Annotated in this window: 15 protein-coding genes and 3 pseudogenes; 6 read left to right on the top strand and 12 right to left on the bottom strand. The window is 65.1% G+C overall.

Features of this window, described 5'->3' with window-relative positions:
- Positions 1-26 precede the first annotated feature (26 nt).
- The 6 genes from otnI to HV770_RS12430 form a co-directional block, all read right to left on the bottom strand.
- Positions 27-815: a 2-oxo-tetronate isomerase gene (otnI, locus tag HV770_RS12405; RefSeq protein ID WP_175159950.1), complete on the bottom strand. Its 789-nt coding sequence runs from the start codon at positions 813-815 to the stop codon at positions 27-29.
- Positions 816-891: 76 nt separating this feature from the next.
- The gene (locus tag HV770_RS12410; RefSeq protein ID WP_175159951.1) at positions 892-2,226 is read right to left on the bottom strand and encodes an MFS transporter; all 1,335 of its coding nucleotides are present in this window, start codon (positions 2,224-2,226) and stop codon (positions 892-894) included.
- Positions 2,227-2,296: 70 nt separating this feature from the next.
- The gene (otnC, locus tag HV770_RS12415; RefSeq protein WP_175159952.1) at positions 2,297-2,959 is read right to left on the bottom strand and encodes a 3-oxo-tetronate 4-phosphate decarboxylase; all 663 of its coding nucleotides are present in this window, start codon (positions 2,957-2,959) and stop codon (positions 2,297-2,299) included.
- The gene (otnK, locus tag HV770_RS12420; RefSeq protein WP_175159953.1) at positions 2,956-4,269 is read right to left on the bottom strand and encodes a 3-oxo-tetronate kinase; all 1,314 of its coding nucleotides are present in this window, start codon (positions 4,267-4,269) and stop codon (positions 2,956-2,958) included. Before otnK ends, otnC begins: the two co-directional genes overlap by 4 nt.
- Positions 4,270-4,284: 15 nt before the next feature.
- Positions 4,285-5,175 (bottom strand): L-threonate dehydrogenase, encoded by an 891-nt coding sequence (ltnD, locus tag HV770_RS12425; RefSeq protein ID WP_175159954.1) that lies wholly within the window; start codon positions 5,173-5,175, stop codon positions 4,285-4,287.
- A gap of 88 nt (positions 5,176-5,263) precedes the next feature.
- On the bottom strand, positions 5,264-5,968 hold the full coding sequence (locus tag HV770_RS12430; protein ID WP_175159955.1) for a FadR/GntR family transcriptional regulator: 705 nt from the start codon (positions 5,966-5,968) through the stop codon (positions 5,264-5,266).
- A gap of 207 nt (positions 5,969-6,175) precedes the next feature.
- On the opposite strand from HV770_RS12430, the gene HV770_RS12435 reads away from it, so the two are divergent.
- On the top strand, positions 6,176-7,000 hold the full coding sequence (locus HV770_RS12435) for an IclR family transcriptional regulator (RefSeq protein ID WP_121321147.1): 825 nt from the start codon (positions 6,176-6,178) through the stop codon (positions 6,998-7,000).
- Between the two features lie 97 nt (positions 7,001-7,097).
- Here the strand turns inward: HV770_RS12435 and HV770_RS12440 are convergent, their stop codons facing one another.
- A complete protein-coding gene (locus HV770_RS12440) occupies positions 7,098-8,408 on the bottom strand; it encodes an MFS transporter (RefSeq protein ID WP_175159956.1) in 1,311 nt (436 codons plus the stop codon).
- Between the two features lie 49 nt (positions 8,409-8,457).
- On the bottom strand, positions 8,458-9,648 hold the full coding sequence (locus HV770_RS12445; RefSeq protein ID WP_175159957.1) for a M20 aminoacylase family protein: 1,191 nt from the start codon (positions 9,646-9,648) through the stop codon (positions 8,458-8,460).
- Between the two features lie 134 nt (positions 9,649-9,782).
- On the opposite strand from HV770_RS12445, the gene HV770_RS12450 reads away from it, so the two are divergent.
- The 5 genes and pseudogenes from HV770_RS12450 to HV770_RS12470 all read left to right on the top strand — a co-directional run bounded on the left by HV770_RS12450 (position 9,783) and on the right by HV770_RS12470 (position 13,198).
- A complete protein-coding gene (locus tag HV770_RS12450) occupies positions 9,783-10,691 on the top strand; it encodes a LysR family transcriptional regulator (protein WP_175159959.1) in 909 nt (302 codons plus the stop codon).
- 132 nt (positions 10,692-10,823) lie between these two features.
- Positions 10,824-11,114 (top strand): annotated as a pseudogene (locus HV770_RS12455) (carbon-phosphorus lyase complex subunit PhnI); the annotation flags it as partial.
- A 99-nt stretch (positions 11,115-11,213) separates the two neighbouring features.
- A pseudogene (locus HV770_RS12460) lies at positions 11,214-11,501 on the top strand (alpha-D-ribose 1-methylphosphonate 5-phosphate C-P-lyase PhnJ); the annotation flags it as partial.
- Positions 11,502-11,644: 143 nt separating this feature from the next.
- Positions 11,645-11,953: pseudogene (locus tag HV770_RS12465) on the top strand (ATP-binding cassette domain-containing protein); the annotation flags it as partial.
- 111 nt (positions 11,954-12,064) lie between these two features.
- Positions 12,065-13,198, top strand: coding sequence for an alpha-D-ribose 1-methylphosphonate 5-triphosphate diphosphatase (locus HV770_RS12470; protein ID WP_175159960.1), 1,134 nt, complete (start codon positions 12,065-12,067; stop codon positions 13,196-13,198).
- 83 nt (positions 13,199-13,281) lie between these two features.
- On the opposite strand, the gene HV770_RS12475 is transcribed toward HV770_RS12470, so the two are convergent.
- The 4 genes from HV770_RS12475 to HV770_RS12490 form a co-directional block, all read right to left on the bottom strand.
- The gene (locus HV770_RS12475) at positions 13,282-14,115 is read right to left on the bottom strand and encodes a GntR family transcriptional regulator (protein WP_175159961.1); all 834 of its coding nucleotides are present in this window, start codon (positions 14,113-14,115) and stop codon (positions 13,282-13,284) included.
- Between the two features lie 100 nt (positions 14,116-14,215).
- On the bottom strand, positions 14,216-15,508 hold the full coding sequence (locus HV770_RS12480; protein ID WP_175159962.1) for an MFS transporter: 1,293 nt from the start codon (positions 15,506-15,508) through the stop codon (positions 14,216-14,218).
- 365 nt (positions 15,509-15,873) lie between these two features.
- The gene (locus HV770_RS12485; protein WP_175159964.1) at positions 15,874-16,920 is read right to left on the bottom strand and encodes an L-idonate 5-dehydrogenase; all 1,047 of its coding nucleotides are present in this window, start codon (positions 16,918-16,920) and stop codon (positions 15,874-15,876) included.
- A 31-nt stretch (positions 16,921-16,951) separates the two neighbouring features.
- The gene (locus HV770_RS12490; RefSeq protein WP_246290878.1) at positions 16,952-18,358 is read right to left on the bottom strand and encodes an MFS transporter; all 1,407 of its coding nucleotides are present in this window, start codon (positions 18,356-18,358) and stop codon (positions 16,952-16,954) included.
- Positions 18,359-18,366: the final 8 nt, after the last annotated feature.

Genomic DNA, 18,366 nt, shown 5'->3' on the forward strand with positions numbered 1-18,366 from the left:
ATGGGTCGTCTTTCGTTTGATGAGGGTTAGCGGGCGGCGGGCAGATAGGGCTTCAACCAGCCGAGGCCGGTGGAAGTGCCCGCGCGCGGCCGGTATTCGCACCCGATGTAGCCGTCGTAGCCGAGCGAATCGATCAGTTCCAGCAAATACGGGTAGTTCAGTTCGCCGAGGTCGGGCTCGTGCCGCTCCGGCACGCCCGCGATCTGGATGTGGCCGATGCCGGCCATATCGCGTTTGAGTTTCACTGCGAGATCGCCTTCGACGATCTGGCAGTGGTAGCAGTCGAACTGCACTTTCAGATTCGGCGCGCCGACTTCCGCACAAATCGCCTGGGCGTCGTCCTGACGGTTCAGGAAAAAGCCTGGCATGTCGCGCGTGTTGATCGGCTCGATCACGACCATGACGTTTTCGGCTTGCGCGGTCTGTGCAGCGTGCGCGAGATTCTTCAGATACACCTCGCGATGTTTAGCGCGCGGCTGATCCGCGCCGATCAGGCCGGCCATCACGTGCACCTTGCGGTTGCCGAGCACCCGCGCGTACTCGAGCGCAGTGTCGAAGCCGCGCCGGAACTCGTCCTCGCGGCCCGGCAGCGAAGCGATGCCGCGCTCGCCGCCGGCCCAGTCGCCGGGCGGCGCATTGAAGAGCGCCTGCGTGAGTCCGTTCGCGTCGAGCCGCGCCTTTAGTTCGCCGGCGCGGAAATCATACGGAAACAGATACTCGACTGCTTCGAAGCCGTCTTTCGCGGCGGCGGCGAAACGATCTGGAAAAGCGTGCTCGTTGTACATCATCGTCAGGTTGGCGGCGAAACGAGGCATGGCGGCAACTCCTGGGAAACGGTGTGAGCAAACGCGCGGCGCAAGCAATGAACGGGCGCGCCGCGCCAACGTCGATTTAGCGATTGACCAGCTTCGCCGGCGTAAGCCACGTGGCCGCCGCGCCGATCACCAGCATGCCGGCCAGCACATACATGCCAGTCTGCGTGCTGTGCGTGAGGTCTTTCAGATAGCCGATCATGTACGGACTCGCGAAGCCCGCGAGATTGCCGATCGAATTGATGATCGCGATGCCGGCAGCCGCACTGGCGCCCGACATGAACGCGGTCGGCAATGACCAGAAGAGCGGCGCGCAGGTCAGCACACCGGCGGCGGCCAACGACAGGAACGCGATCGACACCACCGTGTTGTCCGCGAACGAAGCGGCCACCGTGAAGCCGACTGCGCCGAATAGCGCCGGCACGATCAGATGCCAGCGGCGCTCGCGGCGTTTGTCGGCGCTATGGCCCATCACGTTCATCACGACGATCGCGCACAGAAACGGAATCGCGCTCAGCAGACCGATATTGAGCGCGCCGCTCACGCCCGTCGATTTGACGAGCGTCGGCATCCAGAACGTCAGACCGTATTGACCGGTGACGAACGCGAAGTAGATCAGCGACATCCACCACGTGCGCGGATCGCGAAACACCGCGCCGAGCGAGTGCTTCAGGTTTGTCTCCTGCGGCTGCGCAGCGGCGATTTCATCGGTGAGCAGGCGCTTTTCTCGCTCGCTCAGCCATTTCGCGCTGGCGATGCCGTTGTCGAGATAGAGGATCGTCGCAATACCGATCGCCACCGCGGGAATCGCTTCGATCAGGAACATCCACTGCCAGCCCGCGAAACCCGAGCTGTTATGGAACGCCTGCATGATCCAGCCGGACAACGGGTTGCCGAAAATCCCCGACACCGGAATCGCCGACATGAACACCGCGATGATCTTCGCGCGCCGATGCGACGGAAACCAGTAGGTCAGATACAGGATCACGCCCGGATAGAAACCGGCCTCGGCGAGACCCAGCAGAAAACGCAACAGATAGAACTGCATCGGCGTCTTCACGAACACGAACAGCGCGGACAGCAAGCCCCACGTGATCATGATCCGCGCAATCCAGATCTTCGCGCCGATCCTGTGCATCAGAATGTTGCTCGGCAACTCGAACAGGAAGTACCCGATGAAAAACACACCAGCGCCGAGGCCGAACACCGTTTCGCTGAACGCGAGGTCCTGCGACATCTGCAGCTTCGCGAAGCCGACGTTCACGCGATCCAGATAAGCGACCACGTAGCACAGCATGAGAAACGGCACGATGCGCCAGAACACCTTCTTATAGGTGCGTTCAACTTCGGCAGCGCCGGGCTGTGCCGCGCTGGCGGCGATGGGACGGCTTGCTGCGGCCTGATACGAGCTCATGCATTGTCTCCTTCCATGAATAGCCTCGTGCGCCGCTTTGGGCGGCAGGGCTTTGTTGTGCCGATTTTCTTTACCAGCTTGCGCCGAACACCGCACGCAGTTCTTCGAGTGCGGCTTCGTCGAGCGGCGCGGGCCGCGGATTCGTCATCAGCCACAGGCGCGCGGTCTCTTCGAGTTCTTCGAGCGCATACGACGCCTGCGCGACGGAGCGCTCCCACACCACCGGCCCGAGCCGCTCCAGCAGCACCGCGCGAACCGTACCGGCGAGCGCGGCGATCTGCGCGGCCACTTGCGGATCGCCGGGACGCTGATAGCGAATCAACGGGACGTGGCCCACTTTCATCACGTAGTACGGTGTGAGCGGCGGCAGCACGTCCGCCTCGCTCCACACACCCGCGAGCGTCAGCGCGACCAGGTGCGTCGAATGCGTATGGACGATGCCGCGCGCCGCGCTGTTGCGCGCATAGATGCCGCGATGCAGCGCCAGCGTTTTCGAAGGCTTGCCGCCCGACACGGCGTTGCCGTCGAAATCGACCTTGGCGATATCGGCGGGATCGAGCCGGCCGAGGCACGCGTCGGTCGGCGTGATCAGCCAGCCGTCGTCGAGCCGCGCGCTGATGTTGCCCGCGGTGCCCACCGTATAGCCGCGTTGATAGAGACTCGCGCCGCTCACGCAGATTTCCTCGCGAATGCGCGCTTCGTTGCTCGTATGGAGTGCGGGTGTGCCGGTCATTGCGCGGCTCCGTCGAGATGATGCAGGGCCTTCTCGAAGAAATCGGTCGTGCCGAAGTTGCCGGATTTCAGCGCGAGGGCGAGCGGTTCGGCGCCGGTCGTCGCGGTAGCCGGCACGCCCGGATCGATCTGCGCGCCGATGCGCAGCGTGCGCACGTCGAGTGCCTGCACGACCGCGCCCGATGTTTCCCCGCCCGCCACCACGAACTTGCGCACGCCGCGTTCGTGCAAGCCGCGCGCGATCGACGCGAGCGTCACTTCGACCAGATGCCCCGCTTCGTTGACGCCTAGCTCACGTTGCACGGCTTTGACTTCGTCGGGCGTGGCGCTCGCGTAGACGAGCACGGGCTCGCCACGTTCGAGATGCGTCTGCGCGAAGGCCAGCGCCTGCTCGATGACGGCTTCGCCGCGCGCCGCCGCTAGCGGATCAACGCGAAACGCGGGCCGGTTCGCGCGCCATGCCGCCACCTGCGCGTTAGTCGCCGTCGACGCGCTGCCGGCCAGCACCGCCGATAGACCTTCGACACGCGGCAGTTGCGCAGCGTCGTTCTGCTCCGCGAGCAAGCCCGCGCGGCGGAAGTTAGCGGGCAGGCCCAGCGCAACGCCGGAGCCGCCGGTGATCAGCGTCAGGTCCGCGCAGGCTTCGCCGAGCACATGGAGATCGGCGTCGGACACCGCGTCCGCAATCGCCATGCGCACACCGTCCTCACGCAGCGCATCGAATGCCGCGCGCACGCTCGACACGCCTTTGGCCACCGCGTCGTAACGCACGAGGCCGACCTTCGATTGCGTCTGACGTTGCAGCACGCGCACGAGGTTCGCATCGCGCATCGGTGTGAGCGGATGGTTTTCCATCCCCGACTCGTTGAGCAGCACGTCGCCGACGAACAGGTGGCCGCGAAAGGTCGTGCGGCCGTTCTCGGGAAACGCCGGACAAGCAATCGTCAACGCGCTCGCGCGGCCACCGTCGGCGCTCAGCGCATCGAGCAGCGCATCGGTCACCTGGCCGATGTTGCCCGCGTCGGTCGAATCGAACGTCGAGCAGTACTTGAAGAAAAATTGCCGGCAGCCTTGCGCGCGCAGCCAGTCGAGTGCGGCGAGCGATTGCGCAACCGCATCGGCGGCGGGAATGGTGCGCGACTTCAGCGCGACCACCAGCGCGTCGGCCTCGATCGTTTCGTTCGATGCGGGCACGCCGATGGTCTGCACCGTGCGCATGCCGCCGCGCACCAGCATGTTGGCGAGATCGGTCGCGCCCGTGAAGTCGTCGGCGATGCAGCCGAGCAGCGCGCGTTTCGTAGTTGCCGTCATGGGTAGCTCTCCTGCTTACTTCGCCGCCGGCACGTCGATGCCGGGGAAAATCTTGATGACCGCGGAATCGTCTTCGCCACCGTGGCCGGCCGTGGACGCCATCATGAACATCTGATGCGCGGCCGCCGACAGCGGCAACGGAAATTTCGAGCGGCGCGCGGTATCGAGCACGAGGCCCAGGTCCTTGACGAAAATATCGACTGCCGACAACGGCGTGTAGTCGCCCGCGAGAATGTGCGGCACGCGGTTCTCGAACATCCACGAATTGCCCGCGCTGTGCGTGATCACCTCATACAGCGCGTCGGGATCGACGCCTTCGCGCAGGCCGAGCGCCATCGCCTCGGCGGCCACCGCGATATGCACGCCGGCCAGCAACTGGTTGATGATCTTCACTTTCGATCCCGCGCCGTGCGCCGCACCAAGGCGGTACACCTTGCCGGCCATCGCGGCCAGCACGTCCTCGCACGCGGCATAGGCGGCGGCCGGGCCGGACGTCATCATCGTCATCTCGCCGGATGCGGCGCGTGCCGCGCCGCCCGAAACCGGCGCGTCGAGCATTTGCAATCCGGCGGCCTCGACCCGCTTGCCGAGTTCGATCGCGAAGTCCGGTGCGACGGTCGCACTCGCGATCACCACGCCGCCCGGCTTCATCGCGGCAACCGCGCCCTGCTCGCCGAACAGCACGGCTTCGGTCTGAGCGGCATTCACGACCAGCGTGACCACCACTTCGCACTGCGCACCGAGTTCGGCAGGCGTCGCGCAAGCGACGCCGCCTTCGTCGGCGAACGCCTGCAGCACCTCGCTGCGCAGATCGCACGCGTGGACCCGAAAGCCCGCGCGCAACAACGAGCGCGCGACACCCAGGCCCATTGCACCAAGACCGATGACACCGACATTTCTGGACATGCTTGACCTCTATGAATTCGTTCTGCGTTGTCGCGCCCGACGAGCGCATGCGTTCATCGGTGCGCTCGCTGCGCCGTCGGCTGAAACCTCAGCAAATCCCCGCTTCCGCGAGCCGCCGTGCGGCGTTGTACATATGCGTGCGCGCCGCGTTGCGGGCCGCCATCGGATCACCCGCACGAATCGCGTCCGCAATCGCCGCATGCTCTTCGCGCACCTGGCGCGAAAAGTCCTCGCGCAAGGCCTCGTTGCGGCGCGTGACTACGGTCCCCGCCTCCAGGTATTGATTCAGGAACGTGAGTGTCTTGAGGAAATACGGATTGCCGGTGGCCGCCGCGATCGCACGATGGAACGCGACATCTTCCGCGACACCCTCCTCGCCTTCGGCCACCGCCTGATCGATGCGGGCGAGCGCCGCATCGATCGCCGCCATGTCGGCATCGCTGCGGCGCATCGCGGCTTCCGACGCGACTTCCGCTTCGATCGCGCGACGCAGCGCGAGGATCTGCACGACCGAGCCGGGTTCGGCCGCTTCGGCCGAATCGATTCGCAACGGCCGGATCGAGCCGTGCGCCGCGACGAACACGCCGCTGCCCTGACGCGGCTCGACCACCCCCTCGTTCTTCAGCCGCGAGATCGCCTCGCGGATCACCGTGCGGCTCACGCCGAATTGCTGCGCCAGCACGGCCTCGGTCGGCAGCTTGCCGCCGCGCTGGAACGTGCCCTTGTCGATCTGCTTCAGAAGCTGCTGGGCGACCGTATCGCTCAACGCCCGCGCAGGAATCTTGTCGAACATCGATGCCTCGATTGATCATGTTATCGGGTCATCATACAAATTTCGAATGCAGCCTGCATCCGCGCAAACCCTGGTATTGTTGGGTAAATCAGTGTCCAGTTGGCGAATCACAAAGGCTTAAGCTATCGTCACGCCTTTGCGCCAACGCGCGCCGCGTGAACCGGTGCGGCGTCGCGCGCACTTTCCTCGAACGCATTCTCAAGGCCCATGAGCAAAGCCCTGCCGCCGTCTTCCGCCGTGCCCGCCAGCGCCGAACCGGCCCCGGACAAACCGGGCGACTCGTATGTGCAGTCGTTCGCGCGGGGCCTCGCGGTCATCCGCGCGTTCGACGCGACGCGCCCCGAACAGACACTCACCGATGTGGCCGCCGCGACCGGCCTGACACGCGCCGGCGCGCGCCGCATTCTGCTGACCCTGCAGACGCTCGGCTACGTGGAAGCCGAAGGCCGCCTGTTTCGCCTCACGCCGAAGATTCTCGACCTCGGGTTCGCGTACCTGACGTCGATGCCGTTCTGGAATCTCGCCGAGCCGGTGATGGAAAGCCTGTCGGCGCAGGTCCACGAGAGCTGCTCGGCGGCCGTGCTCGATCGCACCGAGATCGTCTACGTGCTGCGCGTGCCGACGCACAAGATCATGACCATCAATCTGTCGATCGGCAGCCGCTTGCCCGCCTATTGCACGTCGATGGGCCGCGTGCTGCTGTCCGCGCTCGACGACGAAACGCTCGACGCGACGCTCAGTTCGACGCCGCTCTATGCGCATACGCCGCGCACCGTGACCGACAAGGAAGAGCTGAAGAGACTGATCGCGCAGGTGCGCCGCCAGGGATGGGCGATCGTCGATCAGGAACTGGAAGGCGGCCTGATTTCGCTGTCCGCGCCGATCCGCAATCGCCAGGGGCGCGTGATCGCGGCGATGAACATCAGCGGTAACGCACAGCGCAATTCGGCGAAGCAGATGGTGAAGGCGTTTCTGGAGCCGTTGCAGCAGGCCGCGCAGACCGTGTCGGAGATGGTGGCGCGGCGCGGTTGAAGGCGGTTCGCCTGCCTACGAAGTGAGCGCGGGCGGGTTGCCCGCGCGCTGCCTGCATGGCTATGGGAAAAGGCGCCATTGGAGGCGCCGCGATCACTCAATCGATCGATTCGTTCGCGGTCTCCCTGAGCATCGAGACCGCGACCAGCGACACCGCCACGCACGCCGCTACATAACCGGCCGGCGCGAGCTTGCTGCCGGTCACCCGGATCAGCCACGTCGCGACCAGTTGCGCGGTCCCGCCGAACACGCACACGCTCACCGCATACGCGATCGAAATGCCGGTAGCACGCACGCGCCGCGGAAACGACTCGCACATCAGCGCGAATTCCGACGCCGAGCCCATCGAATAGAACACCAGCATCAGCGCGGTCAGCGACATCACCACCGATAGCTGCGCAAAGCGGTTCATCAGCATGAAGGCCGGAAACAGCAGCACGACCAGCACGCCACGGCCAAACAGGATCGGCCGCTTGCGGCTGCCGATACGGTCGGATACGAGACCGAACAGCGGGCACGTGATCAGCATCACGAGGCCCGACGCGACGCCGACCAGCATCGACAGCGACATCGGCAGGCCGAGCGTGTGGATCGCGTAGGTCGGCATGTAGAACGTGAGGATGTAGGTCGAAACCGTGCCGCCCATCACCGTCAGCGTGATCAGCACGAGCGGACGCAGATGCGCGGTGAAGAGTTCATGCAGCACGCCGCGCTCGATCCCGTGGCCGTGCGCGCTGGACGTGTCGTCGGCGAGACGGCGGCGCAGGTAGATGCCGACCGGCGCGATCAGCACGCCGAGCAGAAACGGTACGCGCCAACCCCAGCTTTCCAGCGCTTCTTTCGACAACGCCGCCGCTAGCGCGGCCGCAATGCCCGCGCCCATCAGCGCCGCGCCGCCTTGCGTCGCCAGTTGCCAGCTGGCGCGAAAACCGCGCCGTGTGCCGCCGCCCTGTTCGAGCAGCGTGGAGGTGGCCGCGCCGAACTCGCCGCCTTGCGAAAAGCCTTGCACGAGACGCGCGAACACGATCAGCAACGGCGCGGCAAGACCGATCCGGGCGTAGGTTGGCGTGAGCGCGATCAGGCCGGTGCTCGCCGCCATCAGCATGATGGTCAGGTTGAGCGCGGCCTTGCGCCCCTTGCGGTCCGCGTATACGCCGAGCATCACGCTGCCGAGCGGCCGTGTGATGAAACCCGCGGCGAAGGTCGCCACTGACAGCAGCAACGAAGTAGTCGGGTCCGTCGACGGAAAAAACAGCCTGCCGATGATCACGGCGAAAAAGCCGTACACGGTGAAGTCGAAGAATTCGAGCCAGTTGCCGATCACCGCGGCGGCGACCGCGCCGCGGCTGGAAATTCGGTTCGTGCCTGCGGCGTCGAGGGTGCGCCTCGCGTCGGTGGTGGTGTTCATCGTGCGGTCTCTTTCGTCGTTATGTCGGCCGGTAGCGCAGCGTCAGGGCTCACTGCCCCAGATAGCGCTCCACGAGCCGCGTCCAGAATGCCGCGCCGACTGGCAGACTGCGATCGTTGAAATCGTAGTGCGGGTTGTGCACCATGCAGGCGTCCTCGCCCACGCCGTTGCCGATTCGCAGGAACGTGCCCGGCCGTTTTTGCAGCATGAAGGCGAAGTCCTCGCTGCCCATCAGGATGTCGGTGTTCGCGACCACCTTGTCGTCGCCGACCAGTTCACGCGCGACCTGCACCGCGAAATCCGTTTCGGCATCCGAATTAACCACTACCGGATAACCCTCGATGTACTCGACCACCGCCTTGCCGCCATAACTCGCCGCCTGAGTTTCGGCGAGTTCGGTAATGCGCTTCTTCAGCAGGGCGCGCACCTCGGGGCTGAACGAACGCACGCTCAGCTCCAGTTTCGCGCTGCTCGAAATCACGTTGTTGGCGGTGCCCGCATGCATCGAGCCCACTGTCACCACCGCCGGCTGCGACGGATCGACGTTGCGCGCGACGATCGTCTGCAACGCCATCACGATGCTCGCCGCAATCACGACCGGATCGACCGTCAGATGCGGACGCGCGGCATGCCCGCCGACGCCTTCGATCGTGATGATCGCCTTGTCGCCCGCCGACATGAACGGCCCCTTGCGAAACAGCAGCGTGCCGGGTTCTGCGCCCGGATGGTTGTGCACGCCGAACACGGCGTCGCACGGAAAGCGCTCGAACAGGCCGTCGTTGATCATCTTCAGCGCGCCGCTGTCGATGCCGCTCTCTTCCGCCGGTTGAAAATACAGATGCACCGTGCCCGAGAAATTGCGCGTGGCCGCAAGATGCTGCGCGGCGCCGAGCAGCATCGTCGTGTGACCGTCGTGGCCGCAGGCGTGCATCTTGCCGTGCGTGCCGCTCGCATACGGCAGGCCGGTTTGCTCGATGATCGGCAACGCGTCCATGTCCGCGCGAATGCCGATGCTGCGGCGGCCGTCGCCCACCTTCAGCGTGCCGACCACGCCGGTTTTGCCAACTCCGCGCGTCACCTGCCAGCCCCACTGCTCCAGCTTCTCCGCGACCAGCGCACCGGTTTGCAGCTCCTCATAGGCCAGTTCCGGATGGTGATGGATGTGATGGCGAATCTCGCGCAGGCTCTGCGCAGCGGGCTCCAGATCGGACACTTCGGTAAAACGCGCGGCTTCTTTCATCTCGATGGCTCCGGTGAACACACGCCGCGCGAACACGCGGCAAACAGCTCGCCACTATAGCCACGCCGTTTTGTTCGAATAAGATGCTATTTTTTTCACCCTGATTAACAAGTCTTATATAGAGGATTACCCTCATGAAGCTGCAGCAGTTGCAGGCTTTCGTCGCGGCTGCGCATCACCGCAGCTTGCGCGCCGCTGCGCGTGAACTCGGCGTGACGCAACCGGCCGTCACCCATACGATCCGCGAACTCGAAAGCGCGCTGAACGCGGAACTGATGGTGCGCAGCGTACGCGGCATCGAGCTGACGGCGTGCGGGCTCGCGCTGCTGCCGCGCGCCGAGCAATTGCTGGGCGACATGCGGCGCACGGTCGAAGCCGTCGAACAGGTGAAAGGAGAACTGGCCGGCAGGGTCAGCGTCGGGACCATGCCGTCGATCGCGCTCACGGCGCTGCCGCATGCGGTGTCGAGCTTTCGCCAGAAGATGCCGCTGGTGAATCTGCATCTGGAGGAAGTGACGATTCCCGACGCGCTCGCGCGTTTGCGTAATGGCGCGCTCGACATCGCGGCGCTTCATCATGTGCAGGCACTCGACAGCGATCTGGTGCAGGCGCCGCTCTACTCGACGCAGTTCGTGGTCGCGCTGCGCGCCGGGCATCCGCTTGCGAACGTTACCCGGCTGCGCGAGCTGCTCGACGCGGAGTGGATCGCGACGGTCGGCGCCGATCACTTTCCGCACAGCGTGATGATGGCGATGTTCAACGCCCACGGCTTGCCGGTGCCGAAACGGCTGGTGCGGGCGCCGTCGTCGTTTGCAGTGACGTTGGGGCTGGTGTCGCAAACCGACGTGATTGGCTGCTTCACGCGACCGCTCGCGCAGATGGTCGCGCCGCTCGGCATCCGCGTCGCGCAGATCGAAGACGCGCTGCCGAACTACGATCTCAGCATCATTTCACGGCGCGATCTGCTGCCCACGCCGGCGGTTCAGCAGTTCGTCCTGTGTTTGCAGCAGGCGACGCGGGAGCGGATGGCAGCCGGTGATTAGTTCGCTTCAGTGAACGGCGGCGCACGCCATGAGAATCTCGATCAACACCTGCCCCGCGTCTTCGAGACGGCCGGAATTGTCGATCGTCGTACAGCGCACGCCCGCTGGCAATGAGAACAGCGCGCGCCGCCAGCCTTCGGCCGTGCGGAGCGCAAGGCGATGGCGATGGCGCTGGTGGATCGCGCGTTGCGCGCCGAGGAACTCGGCGAGGCGGTCGTATCGCCGACCCAGGACATCGAATTCATGCTGTCGCATAGCGATAAAGTCGAAGCGTCGGGCTTTGTTCAGCATCTGAAGCTGCCCCACTACGTCGACTTTCAGGCCGAACTCGAACTCGTACGACGCTTGCGGGCACAGCATGGCGCGCAGACGCAGAATCAAAGCGCGCAACAATGCAGCGATCAGGCGGAGCAGGCAGCATGAACGCGCCCGACGCATCTCAAACCACCGCCTCGTATGACAGCGCCGCGCACGGCTACAACTTCGCCTACCTCGACGAGCAGACCAAGCGGATGCTGCGGCCCCGCGCTGCAACTGTTCGGGGCTGGCCGCGAACGGCGCATTCACGCGATTCTGCCCTACACGTCCGTGCGCAGCCTGGACTTCGACGACCATCCGTTCGACGTGCAGAAATGGCAGCACGCGTGCGCGCTGTGCGGATCGACCGAGAGCTTCCTCGATGAAATGATCGTCGACGACGCGGGCAAGCGCATGTTCGTCTGCTCGGATAGCGACTACTGCCACGAACGCCGCGGCGATGCGAACGAGGCTCCGGCAGCGCCCAACGCACGCGACGGAGAATGCGCATGACGTCACAGCCACTCTTGAGCGCTCGTGATCTGACCAGACAATACGGTGGCCGCAACGGTTGCAGGAACGTCAGCTTCGATCTATATCCGGGCGAAGTGCTGTGCATCGTCGGCGAATCGGGCTCGGGCAAGCGGCGCTGCTCAACACGCGCCGCCGCGCTGCTCGCGAGGCTCAACGTGCCGCAGCGGCTGTGGACACTCGCGCCCGCCACCTTCTCGGGCGGCGAGCAGCAGCGCGTGAACATCGCGCGAGGTTTGATCGCCGGGCATCCGCTGCTGCTGCTCGACGAACCCACCGCCTCGCTCGACGCGGAGAACCGCGACGTGGTCGCCGAATTGATCGTCGAAGCGTGCGAGCGCGGCGCGGCGATTTTCGGTATCTTTCATGACGAAGAGACGCGCAGCAAGGTCGCCACCCGCCGTCTCGCCTTGCAGCCGTCACGGCGTCACTGAACGATTGATCGACCGGCGCGAAAACGGCACTAGAATGGACCAGCAAACGGCGATGAGAGATTTACCGCCTACGGCAACAACACCCGGGCTCGATAAAAACGGAGCAAGTCGATGTTGATCAGGAACGCGCGCATCGTGACGCGAGACGAAGCATTCACCGGCGTGGTGTGCGTCGAAGACGGCGTGATCCGCGAGGTCGCGCGCGGCACGACCGCGGCGCGCGAAGCTGAAGACTGGGAGGGCGATTATCTGCTGCCCGGTCTGATCGAGTTACATACGGACAATCTCGAGAAACACCTCGCGCCGCGTCCGGGCGTGCAATGGAATACCGACGCCGCGTTCGTGATCCACGACGCTCAGGTGGCGGCCGCGGGCATCACCACCGTGTTCGACGCGCTCGCGATCGGCTCGCGCTCGCGCGTAGGACTGCGTGGCCGCGATGTGCAAACGCAATGCGCCGATTCCCTGCTGCGCTTTTCCGCACGCAAACTGCTGCGCGCCGAGCACTTTCTGCATCTGCGCTGCGAGATCGCCACCGCCGACGTGATCGAGGTGTTCGATTCGCTGTGCACGCATCCGCTGTTACGGCTCGCGTCGGTGATGGATCACACGCCCGGTCAGCGTCAATGGCACGACCGCGAGCAATGGCGCCGCTTCCAGGAGCGCGAAGGCAAGCTGAGCGACGAACATGTCGCGGCCGCGCTGGCCGAACTGTCGGTCGAACAGGAACGTTATGCCGATGCGCACCGCCGCGAGATCGTCGCGCGTTGCCAGCGGCTCGGCATTCCGGTGGCGAGCCACGACGACACGCTGATCGAACACGTCGAACAGGCGAAGGCCGAAGGCATCGTGCTCGCCGAATTCCCGACCACCCGCATCGCCGCTGAAGCCGCGCGCGCGCACGGCATCTCGACCATCATGGGTGCGCCGAATATCGTGCGCGGCGGCTCGCATTCGGGCAACGTGTCGGCGCTCGAACTCGCGAAGGTGGACCTGCTCGACATCCTTTCATCGGACTACGTGCCGTCGAGTCTGCTGACCGCCGTGTTCGACCTCGTCGACAAAGCCGGCTGGACGCTGCCGCGCGCAATGGCGACGGTCTCCGCCGAACCGGCGCGCACCGCAGGTCTGCACGATCGCGGCGCAATCGAAACGGGTTTGCGTGCAGACTTCGTGCGCGTGACGATGCTCGACACGCTGCCGGTGCCGCGCGCGACTTACCGCAGCGGGACACGGATCGTTTGATGAGGTGACTGGAAAACGCGCCGCGCAACGCGAGCCACCCGCAAGCGCCACATACCGAACGCGTGCTCGGGCCGCGTCCTGCCTCACGTCGACAACGGCACGCGCTCCGGCTCGTCCGCTTCGAACCACGCGGGGTTACGTTCGGCGATCGGTCCGAGCGACATCAGAATCTCGCGCAGATGGCTGCGCATCGCGTCTTCGGCGGCGCTCGGGTCGTGCGCGCGCAAGCCGGCCAGAATCCTGGCGTGCTGCCTGATCAGCAGATCGAGCGGCGACACGTCGGGCAGGCTCAGATAGCGCACCCGGTCCATTTGCGCCTTGATATCCTGAATCGTTTCCCACGCAGCCGTGCAGTCGATCGCCTGGGCAATCGCGTAATGAAACGCCTCGTCGAGCGCGAGAAACGCAGCCGTGTCGTTCGACTTCGCCGCCAGCTTCTGCTCGCGCAGATTATCGGCGAGCGCCTGCAATTGCTCGTCGGTGATCGAGACCGCCGCCTTGCGCACCACCGCGGTTTCGATCGCTTCGCGAATGAAGCGCCCTTCACGTACCTGGCGAGGCGAAATCCGCTTCACGAACGTGCCCCGTTGCGGCAACACCTGCAATACACCGGCTTCGACCAGTTTGATGAACGCCTCGCGCACGGGCTGCCGCGACACCTGAAACATGTCGGACACTTCCTTCTCCGAGAGCGGTGTGCCCGGCACCATCTGTCCGACGAAAATCGCCTCACGCAGTGCGCGGAAAATCTGCTTGCCGATCGGCTCATGCGAATCGAACGAGACGTTCGCGGTCAGATCGGGCAGTTGGGCAGACGCCCCGCCCTGCGCGCTCGCACGGCGTCGCGTGCGGCGCGCGACGAGCGCCGTATCGGCGGAGAGGGACGATTCGTTGGTGAGCAGGTTCTTGGTCGGCATCGGGCAGAGCAGCGGATAACAGCGAATCGATCGCGGAAAAAGCGCGGATATCAGGCACGCGCGCGACAAGCCAGCAACCGCTGCCGCGCACCGCACCATACTACCATGCACGTTTCATCGCCAACGGCGTCGCATGCGGCTCGCGAATCCACAGCAGCGAACACACCGCGCCGAGCACGGCGACCGCGCCCGCCAGCACGAAGGCGCTGCCGTACGCACCGTGCGTCGCCTCGACGATAAAGCCGGTCACCGCCGGCCCGATGACCCCGGCCAGATTCGCCAGCAGATGCACGAAACCGCCCACGCCGCCGACGTGTTCGCGCGGCACGGTGTCCTGGATCACCGCCCAGTACACCGCGCCCGTCACGTACAGGAAGAAGATCGACACCGACATCAGCGCGACCGCGCCCTGTGTGCTGGCCACACGCCCGGCCAATGCGACGCACACCGCGGCGGCGCCGAGACAGGTGCCGAGCACGATCTTGCGCGACAGCAGCGGTTTGCCGGTCAGCCGCAGGATCAGGTCGGAGATGAAGCCGCCGGCCGCGAGCCCGACGCTGCCGAGCAGCCAAGGAATCACCGTCGCGAAACTCATGTCGCGCAGGCTCAGGTGATGCGCTTCGGTCAGATAGGTCGGGAACCACGACAGGAAGAAAAACAGCACGTAGTTGTATGAGAAGAACGCGAAGGCGGTCGCGAGGATAATCGGCTTGCGCAGAAAGTGGCCGAGGCCGAGCTTGCCGCCATCGGCCGAATGCGAGATTGCATGCTCGTCCGCCTGGCCCGCCCGGATCAGGTCCAGCTCGTGAGATGTGACGCGCGCATTCTCGTGCGGATGTTCGGTCGTCGTGATCGACCACAACACGAGCCACGCGAGCCCGAACAGCATGATCGCGACGAACGCCCAGCGCCAGCCGAACTGCACCGCCATGAAGCCGACCACCGGCCCGGCCAGCGCACCGCCGAGCGGTGTGCCCGAACTGATGACGCCGATGGCGCTCGCCACTTCCTTGCGCGGAAACCAGTTGTTGACCATCTTGCTGTTGGAAGAACTGAACGGGCCCTCGCCCATGCCGAACAACACGCGCAGCACGATCAGCGAGCCGATGCCGCTCGCCAGCGCGGTCGCGCCGCAGAACACCGACCACACGCCCATCGCGGTGCCGAACACGCGCTTTGCGCCGACTTTGTCCGACAGCACGCCGCCGACAAAGTTGAACAGCGCATAGCCGATAAAAAAACTGCTGAACACCACGCCCATTTGTGCATGCGAGAAGTTCAGGTCTTTCTGGATCAGGGGTGCGGTGATCGACAGCGCCGCGCGATCCAGATAATTGATCACGCCTGCCAGGAACAGCAGCGCGACGACAAACCAGCGTTGACTCTTGATCATCAGGCGTCTCCTATGTCGGCTGGAGTTAGCGCTTTAGCGCTTACTCCGGCCCCATGCAAAGCTGTCGGCCGGAGTTAGCGCTTTAGCGCTTACTCCGGCCCCATGCAAAGCTGTCGGCCGGAGTTAGCGCTTTAGCGCTTACTCCAGCCCCATGCAAAGCTGTCGGCTGGAGTTAGCGCTTTAGCGCTTACTCCAGCCCCATGCAAAGCTGTCGGCTGGAGTTGGCGCTTTAGCGCTTACTCCAGCCGCTCCTGGGATGGATACTCGATCCGCCTCTTCGCGGGCGTTCGGACCAGCTTGTAAGTACGATTCACCGCATCGGGCATCGGGCATCGCGCGTGCGAAGCCCCATCACGCAGCGCGGCTCAGTCGAAATACAGATGAACCTTCATCGACTGCGAACGGTCCAGCGCCACGTCGAACGCGTGGTTCGCGTCGCTCATCGCGAACGCATGCGTCATCAGCGGACGCAAGTCGAGTTTGCCGGAGGCGATTTCGTCGGCGGCAATCGCGTATTCGGTCGTAAAGCGGAACGAGCCTTGATAGCGGAGTTCCTTCGCCATCACCAGGTTCGCGGCCACCGGCGATTGACCGGCCGGCAGGTTGCCCACCTGAATCACCGTGCCGCCCGCGCGCGCCGAACGCAGCGCCGTGTCGAGGCCTGCGGGACTGCCGGAGGCTTCGATGACCACGTCGAAGGTGCCGCGCTGCGCGGACCACTGCTCGATCGTGGCGGAGTCGGCGGCGTTCACGGTCTGGTCCGCGCCGAGTTGCTGCGCGACGCGCAATGCCACGTCGGACAGATCTAGCGCCACCACACGATGCGCGCCCGCGCGACGCGCGACACTCAGCAGAATGCAGCCGATCGGCCCGCAGCCGATCAGCAGCACGCTCGCGCCCACCAGCGAGCCGGCCTGCTTCACCGCGTGCAGCGCGACGGCGAGCGGCTCGGCCATCGACGCCTGCGCGAAGTCGACGCCGTCCGGCACCGGCACGCATTGCCGCGCCGCGACGACAATGTACTGGCGGAACATGCCCTGCGTATGCGGAAAGGTCGACGCGCTGCCCATGAAGCGCATGTTCAGGCAATGATTCGGCATCCCGCCAACGCAAAAGCGGCATGTTCCACACGCGAGGCCGGGATTCACCGCGACGCGTTGACCCCGTGCGAGACGCTGCTCGCCGCTCACGCCTTCGCCGAGTGAATCGATTTCGCCGGCCACCTCGTGACCGAGCACGAATGGCTCGCGCACCACGAAGTCGCCACTCTTGCCTTTGAAATAGTACGAAAGATCGGAGCCGCAGATGCCGCCGGCCCGCACCCGCACGCGCACCTGGCCCGGGCCGGGCTCGGGCGGATCGACCTCGTCGATACGGATCAGTTTGGGTTCGTGAAGTACTGCTGCCAGCATGATGGACTCCGGTAGGGCAAAGCTTGCGCGCTCAATGCTGCGCGACAGAAGAAGACGGGGATGAAGACGCGAAGGCTTGCGCGGCGCCATGCGCGTCGGTAGAACCGGCGCCGCCCCAATCGTGAAGGTCGCCGTGACGGCGCAGCGGCGCAGTTTCCGGCAACGCGAACAGCGACGCGGCCGACACGATGCCGAGCACGGCCACGTAGGCGATCAGCGCGAGCGAACTGCCGTGTGTGACCTGAATGAGCTTGACGGCGAGCAGCCCGAGCACGCCGCTGCCAAGCAGCGAGCCGATCTGCCAGATCAGTGCGATACCGCTGCAACGCACGCGTGCTGGGAACAGCTCGGGGAACAGCGCAGCTTGCGGCGCATAGCAAAGGCTGTGACCGACGCTGATCGCGAGGATCATCACGAGCTGCACCGCGCCGCGATTGCCACTGTCGATCGCGAAGAAGAACGGCACCACGAGCGCGACATGCAGCAAGGCGCCCGCGATGAACGTCGGACGGCGGCCGATGCGGTCGGACAACGCGCCCGCCAGCGGTATCGTCACGAGTTCGAGCGCCACGGCGACAATCACCGTCTGCAGCAACATGCTTTGCGCAATACCGTGCGCCTTGCCATACGCGAGCACGATCATCGTGTACATCGCGAACGTGCAGGCCTCGATCAGTTTCGCGCCGACGCCCTTGACGATGGTCGGGCCGAACTGCCGCACCACCTCCACCACCGGCCGCGACGCCACGGCCTTGGTGCGCTGGATCGTCGCGAAGATCGGCGACTCTTCGGTGCGCAGGCGGATATACAGGCCGAGCGCAACCAGCAGCGCGCTGGCGAGAAACGGAATGCGCCAGCCCCAGTCGAGCAGTTGTGCAGGCGTCAGCGTGGCGGAGAGTAGCGCGAACAGGCCGGACGGAATCAGGAAGCCGGCAGGCGCCCCCAACTGCACGAGACTCGCGAAAAAACCGCGCCGCGCGGGCGGTGCGTATTCCGCGGTGAGCAACACGGCGCCCGCCTGCTCGCCGCCCACCCCGAAGCCTTGCAGCACGCGAATCAGGATCAGCGCGACGGGCGCCCAGATACCGATCGACTGATAGTCCGGCAGCAAGCCGATCGCGAAGGTGCCAAGCCCCACGATCAGGATCGTGACGATCAACGCCTTCTTGCGGCCGACGCGGTCGCCGAAGTGGCCGAACACGATACCGCCCAGAGGCCGGGCCAGGAAGCCGACCGCATAGGTGGCGAACGCGGCGAGCGTGCCAATCAGCGGGTCGGCGGAGGGGAAAAATTTCTGGCCGAACACCAGCACGGCAGCGGTGCCGTAGACGAAGAAATCGTAGTACTCGGCCGCGGTGCCGATGGTCGACGCGAAGGCCACGCGACGCAGCATGGCGCTGCTGGCCGGCGCAGCGCCTGTTGGGCGGGCTGGTTTCAAACGTGTCT

The sequence above is a fragment of the Paraburkholderia fynbosensis genome, assembly GCF_902859935.1.
GTDB lineage: Bacteria > Pseudomonadota > Gammaproteobacteria > Burkholderiales > Burkholderiaceae > Paraburkholderia > Paraburkholderia fynbosensis.

Coding starts and splice junctions, on each gene's coding strand:
- otnI (WP_175159950.1), bottom strand. CDS start 815: ATGCCTCGTTTCGCCGCCAACCTGACGATGATGTACAACGAGCACGCT.
- HV770_RS12475 (WP_175159961.1), bottom strand. CDS start 14,115: ATGCCGACCAAGAACCTGCTCACCAACGAATCGTCCCTCTCCGCCGAT.
- HV770_RS12480 (WP_175159962.1), bottom strand. CDS start 15,508: ATGATCAAGAGTCAACGCTGGTTTGTCGTCGCGCTGCTGTTCCTGGCA.
- ltnD (WP_175159954.1), bottom strand. CDS start 5,175: ATGTCCAGAAATGTCGGTGTCATCGGTCTTGGTGCAATGGGCCTGGGT.
- HV770_RS12470 (WP_175159960.1), top strand. CDS start 12,065: ATGTTGATCAGGAACGCGCGCATCGTGACGCGAGACGAAGCATTCACC.
- otnC (WP_175159952.1), bottom strand. CDS start 2,959: ATGACCGGCACACCCGCACTCCATACGAGCAACGAAGCGCGCATTCGC.
- HV770_RS12435 (WP_121321147.1), top strand. CDS start 6,176: ATGAGCAAAGCCCTGCCGCCGTCTTCCGCCGTGCCCGCCAGCGCCGAA.
- HV770_RS12450 (WP_175159959.1), top strand. CDS start 9,783: ATGAAGCTGCAGCAGTTGCAGGCTTTCGTCGCGGCTGCGCATCACCGC.
- HV770_RS12440 (WP_175159956.1), bottom strand. CDS start 8,408: ATGAACACCACCACCGACGCGAGGCGCACCCTCGACGCCGCAGGCACG.
- HV770_RS12485 (WP_175159964.1), bottom strand. CDS start 16,920: ATGCTGGCAGCAGTACTTCACGAACCCAAACTGATCCGTATCGACGAG.
- HV770_RS12445 (WP_175159957.1), bottom strand. CDS start 9,648: ATGAAAGAAGCCGCGCGTTTTACCGAAGTGTCCGATCTGGAGCCCGCT.
- HV770_RS12410 (WP_175159951.1), bottom strand. CDS start 2,226: ATGAGCTCGTATCAGGCCGCAGCAAGCCGTCCCATCGCCGCCAGCGCG.
- otnK (WP_175159953.1), bottom strand. CDS start 4,269: ATGACGGCAACTACGAAACGCGCGCTGCTCGGCTGCATCGCCGACGAC.
- HV770_RS12430 (WP_175159955.1), bottom strand. CDS start 5,968: ATGTTCGACAAGATTCCTGCGCGGGCGTTGAGCGATACGGTCGCCCAG.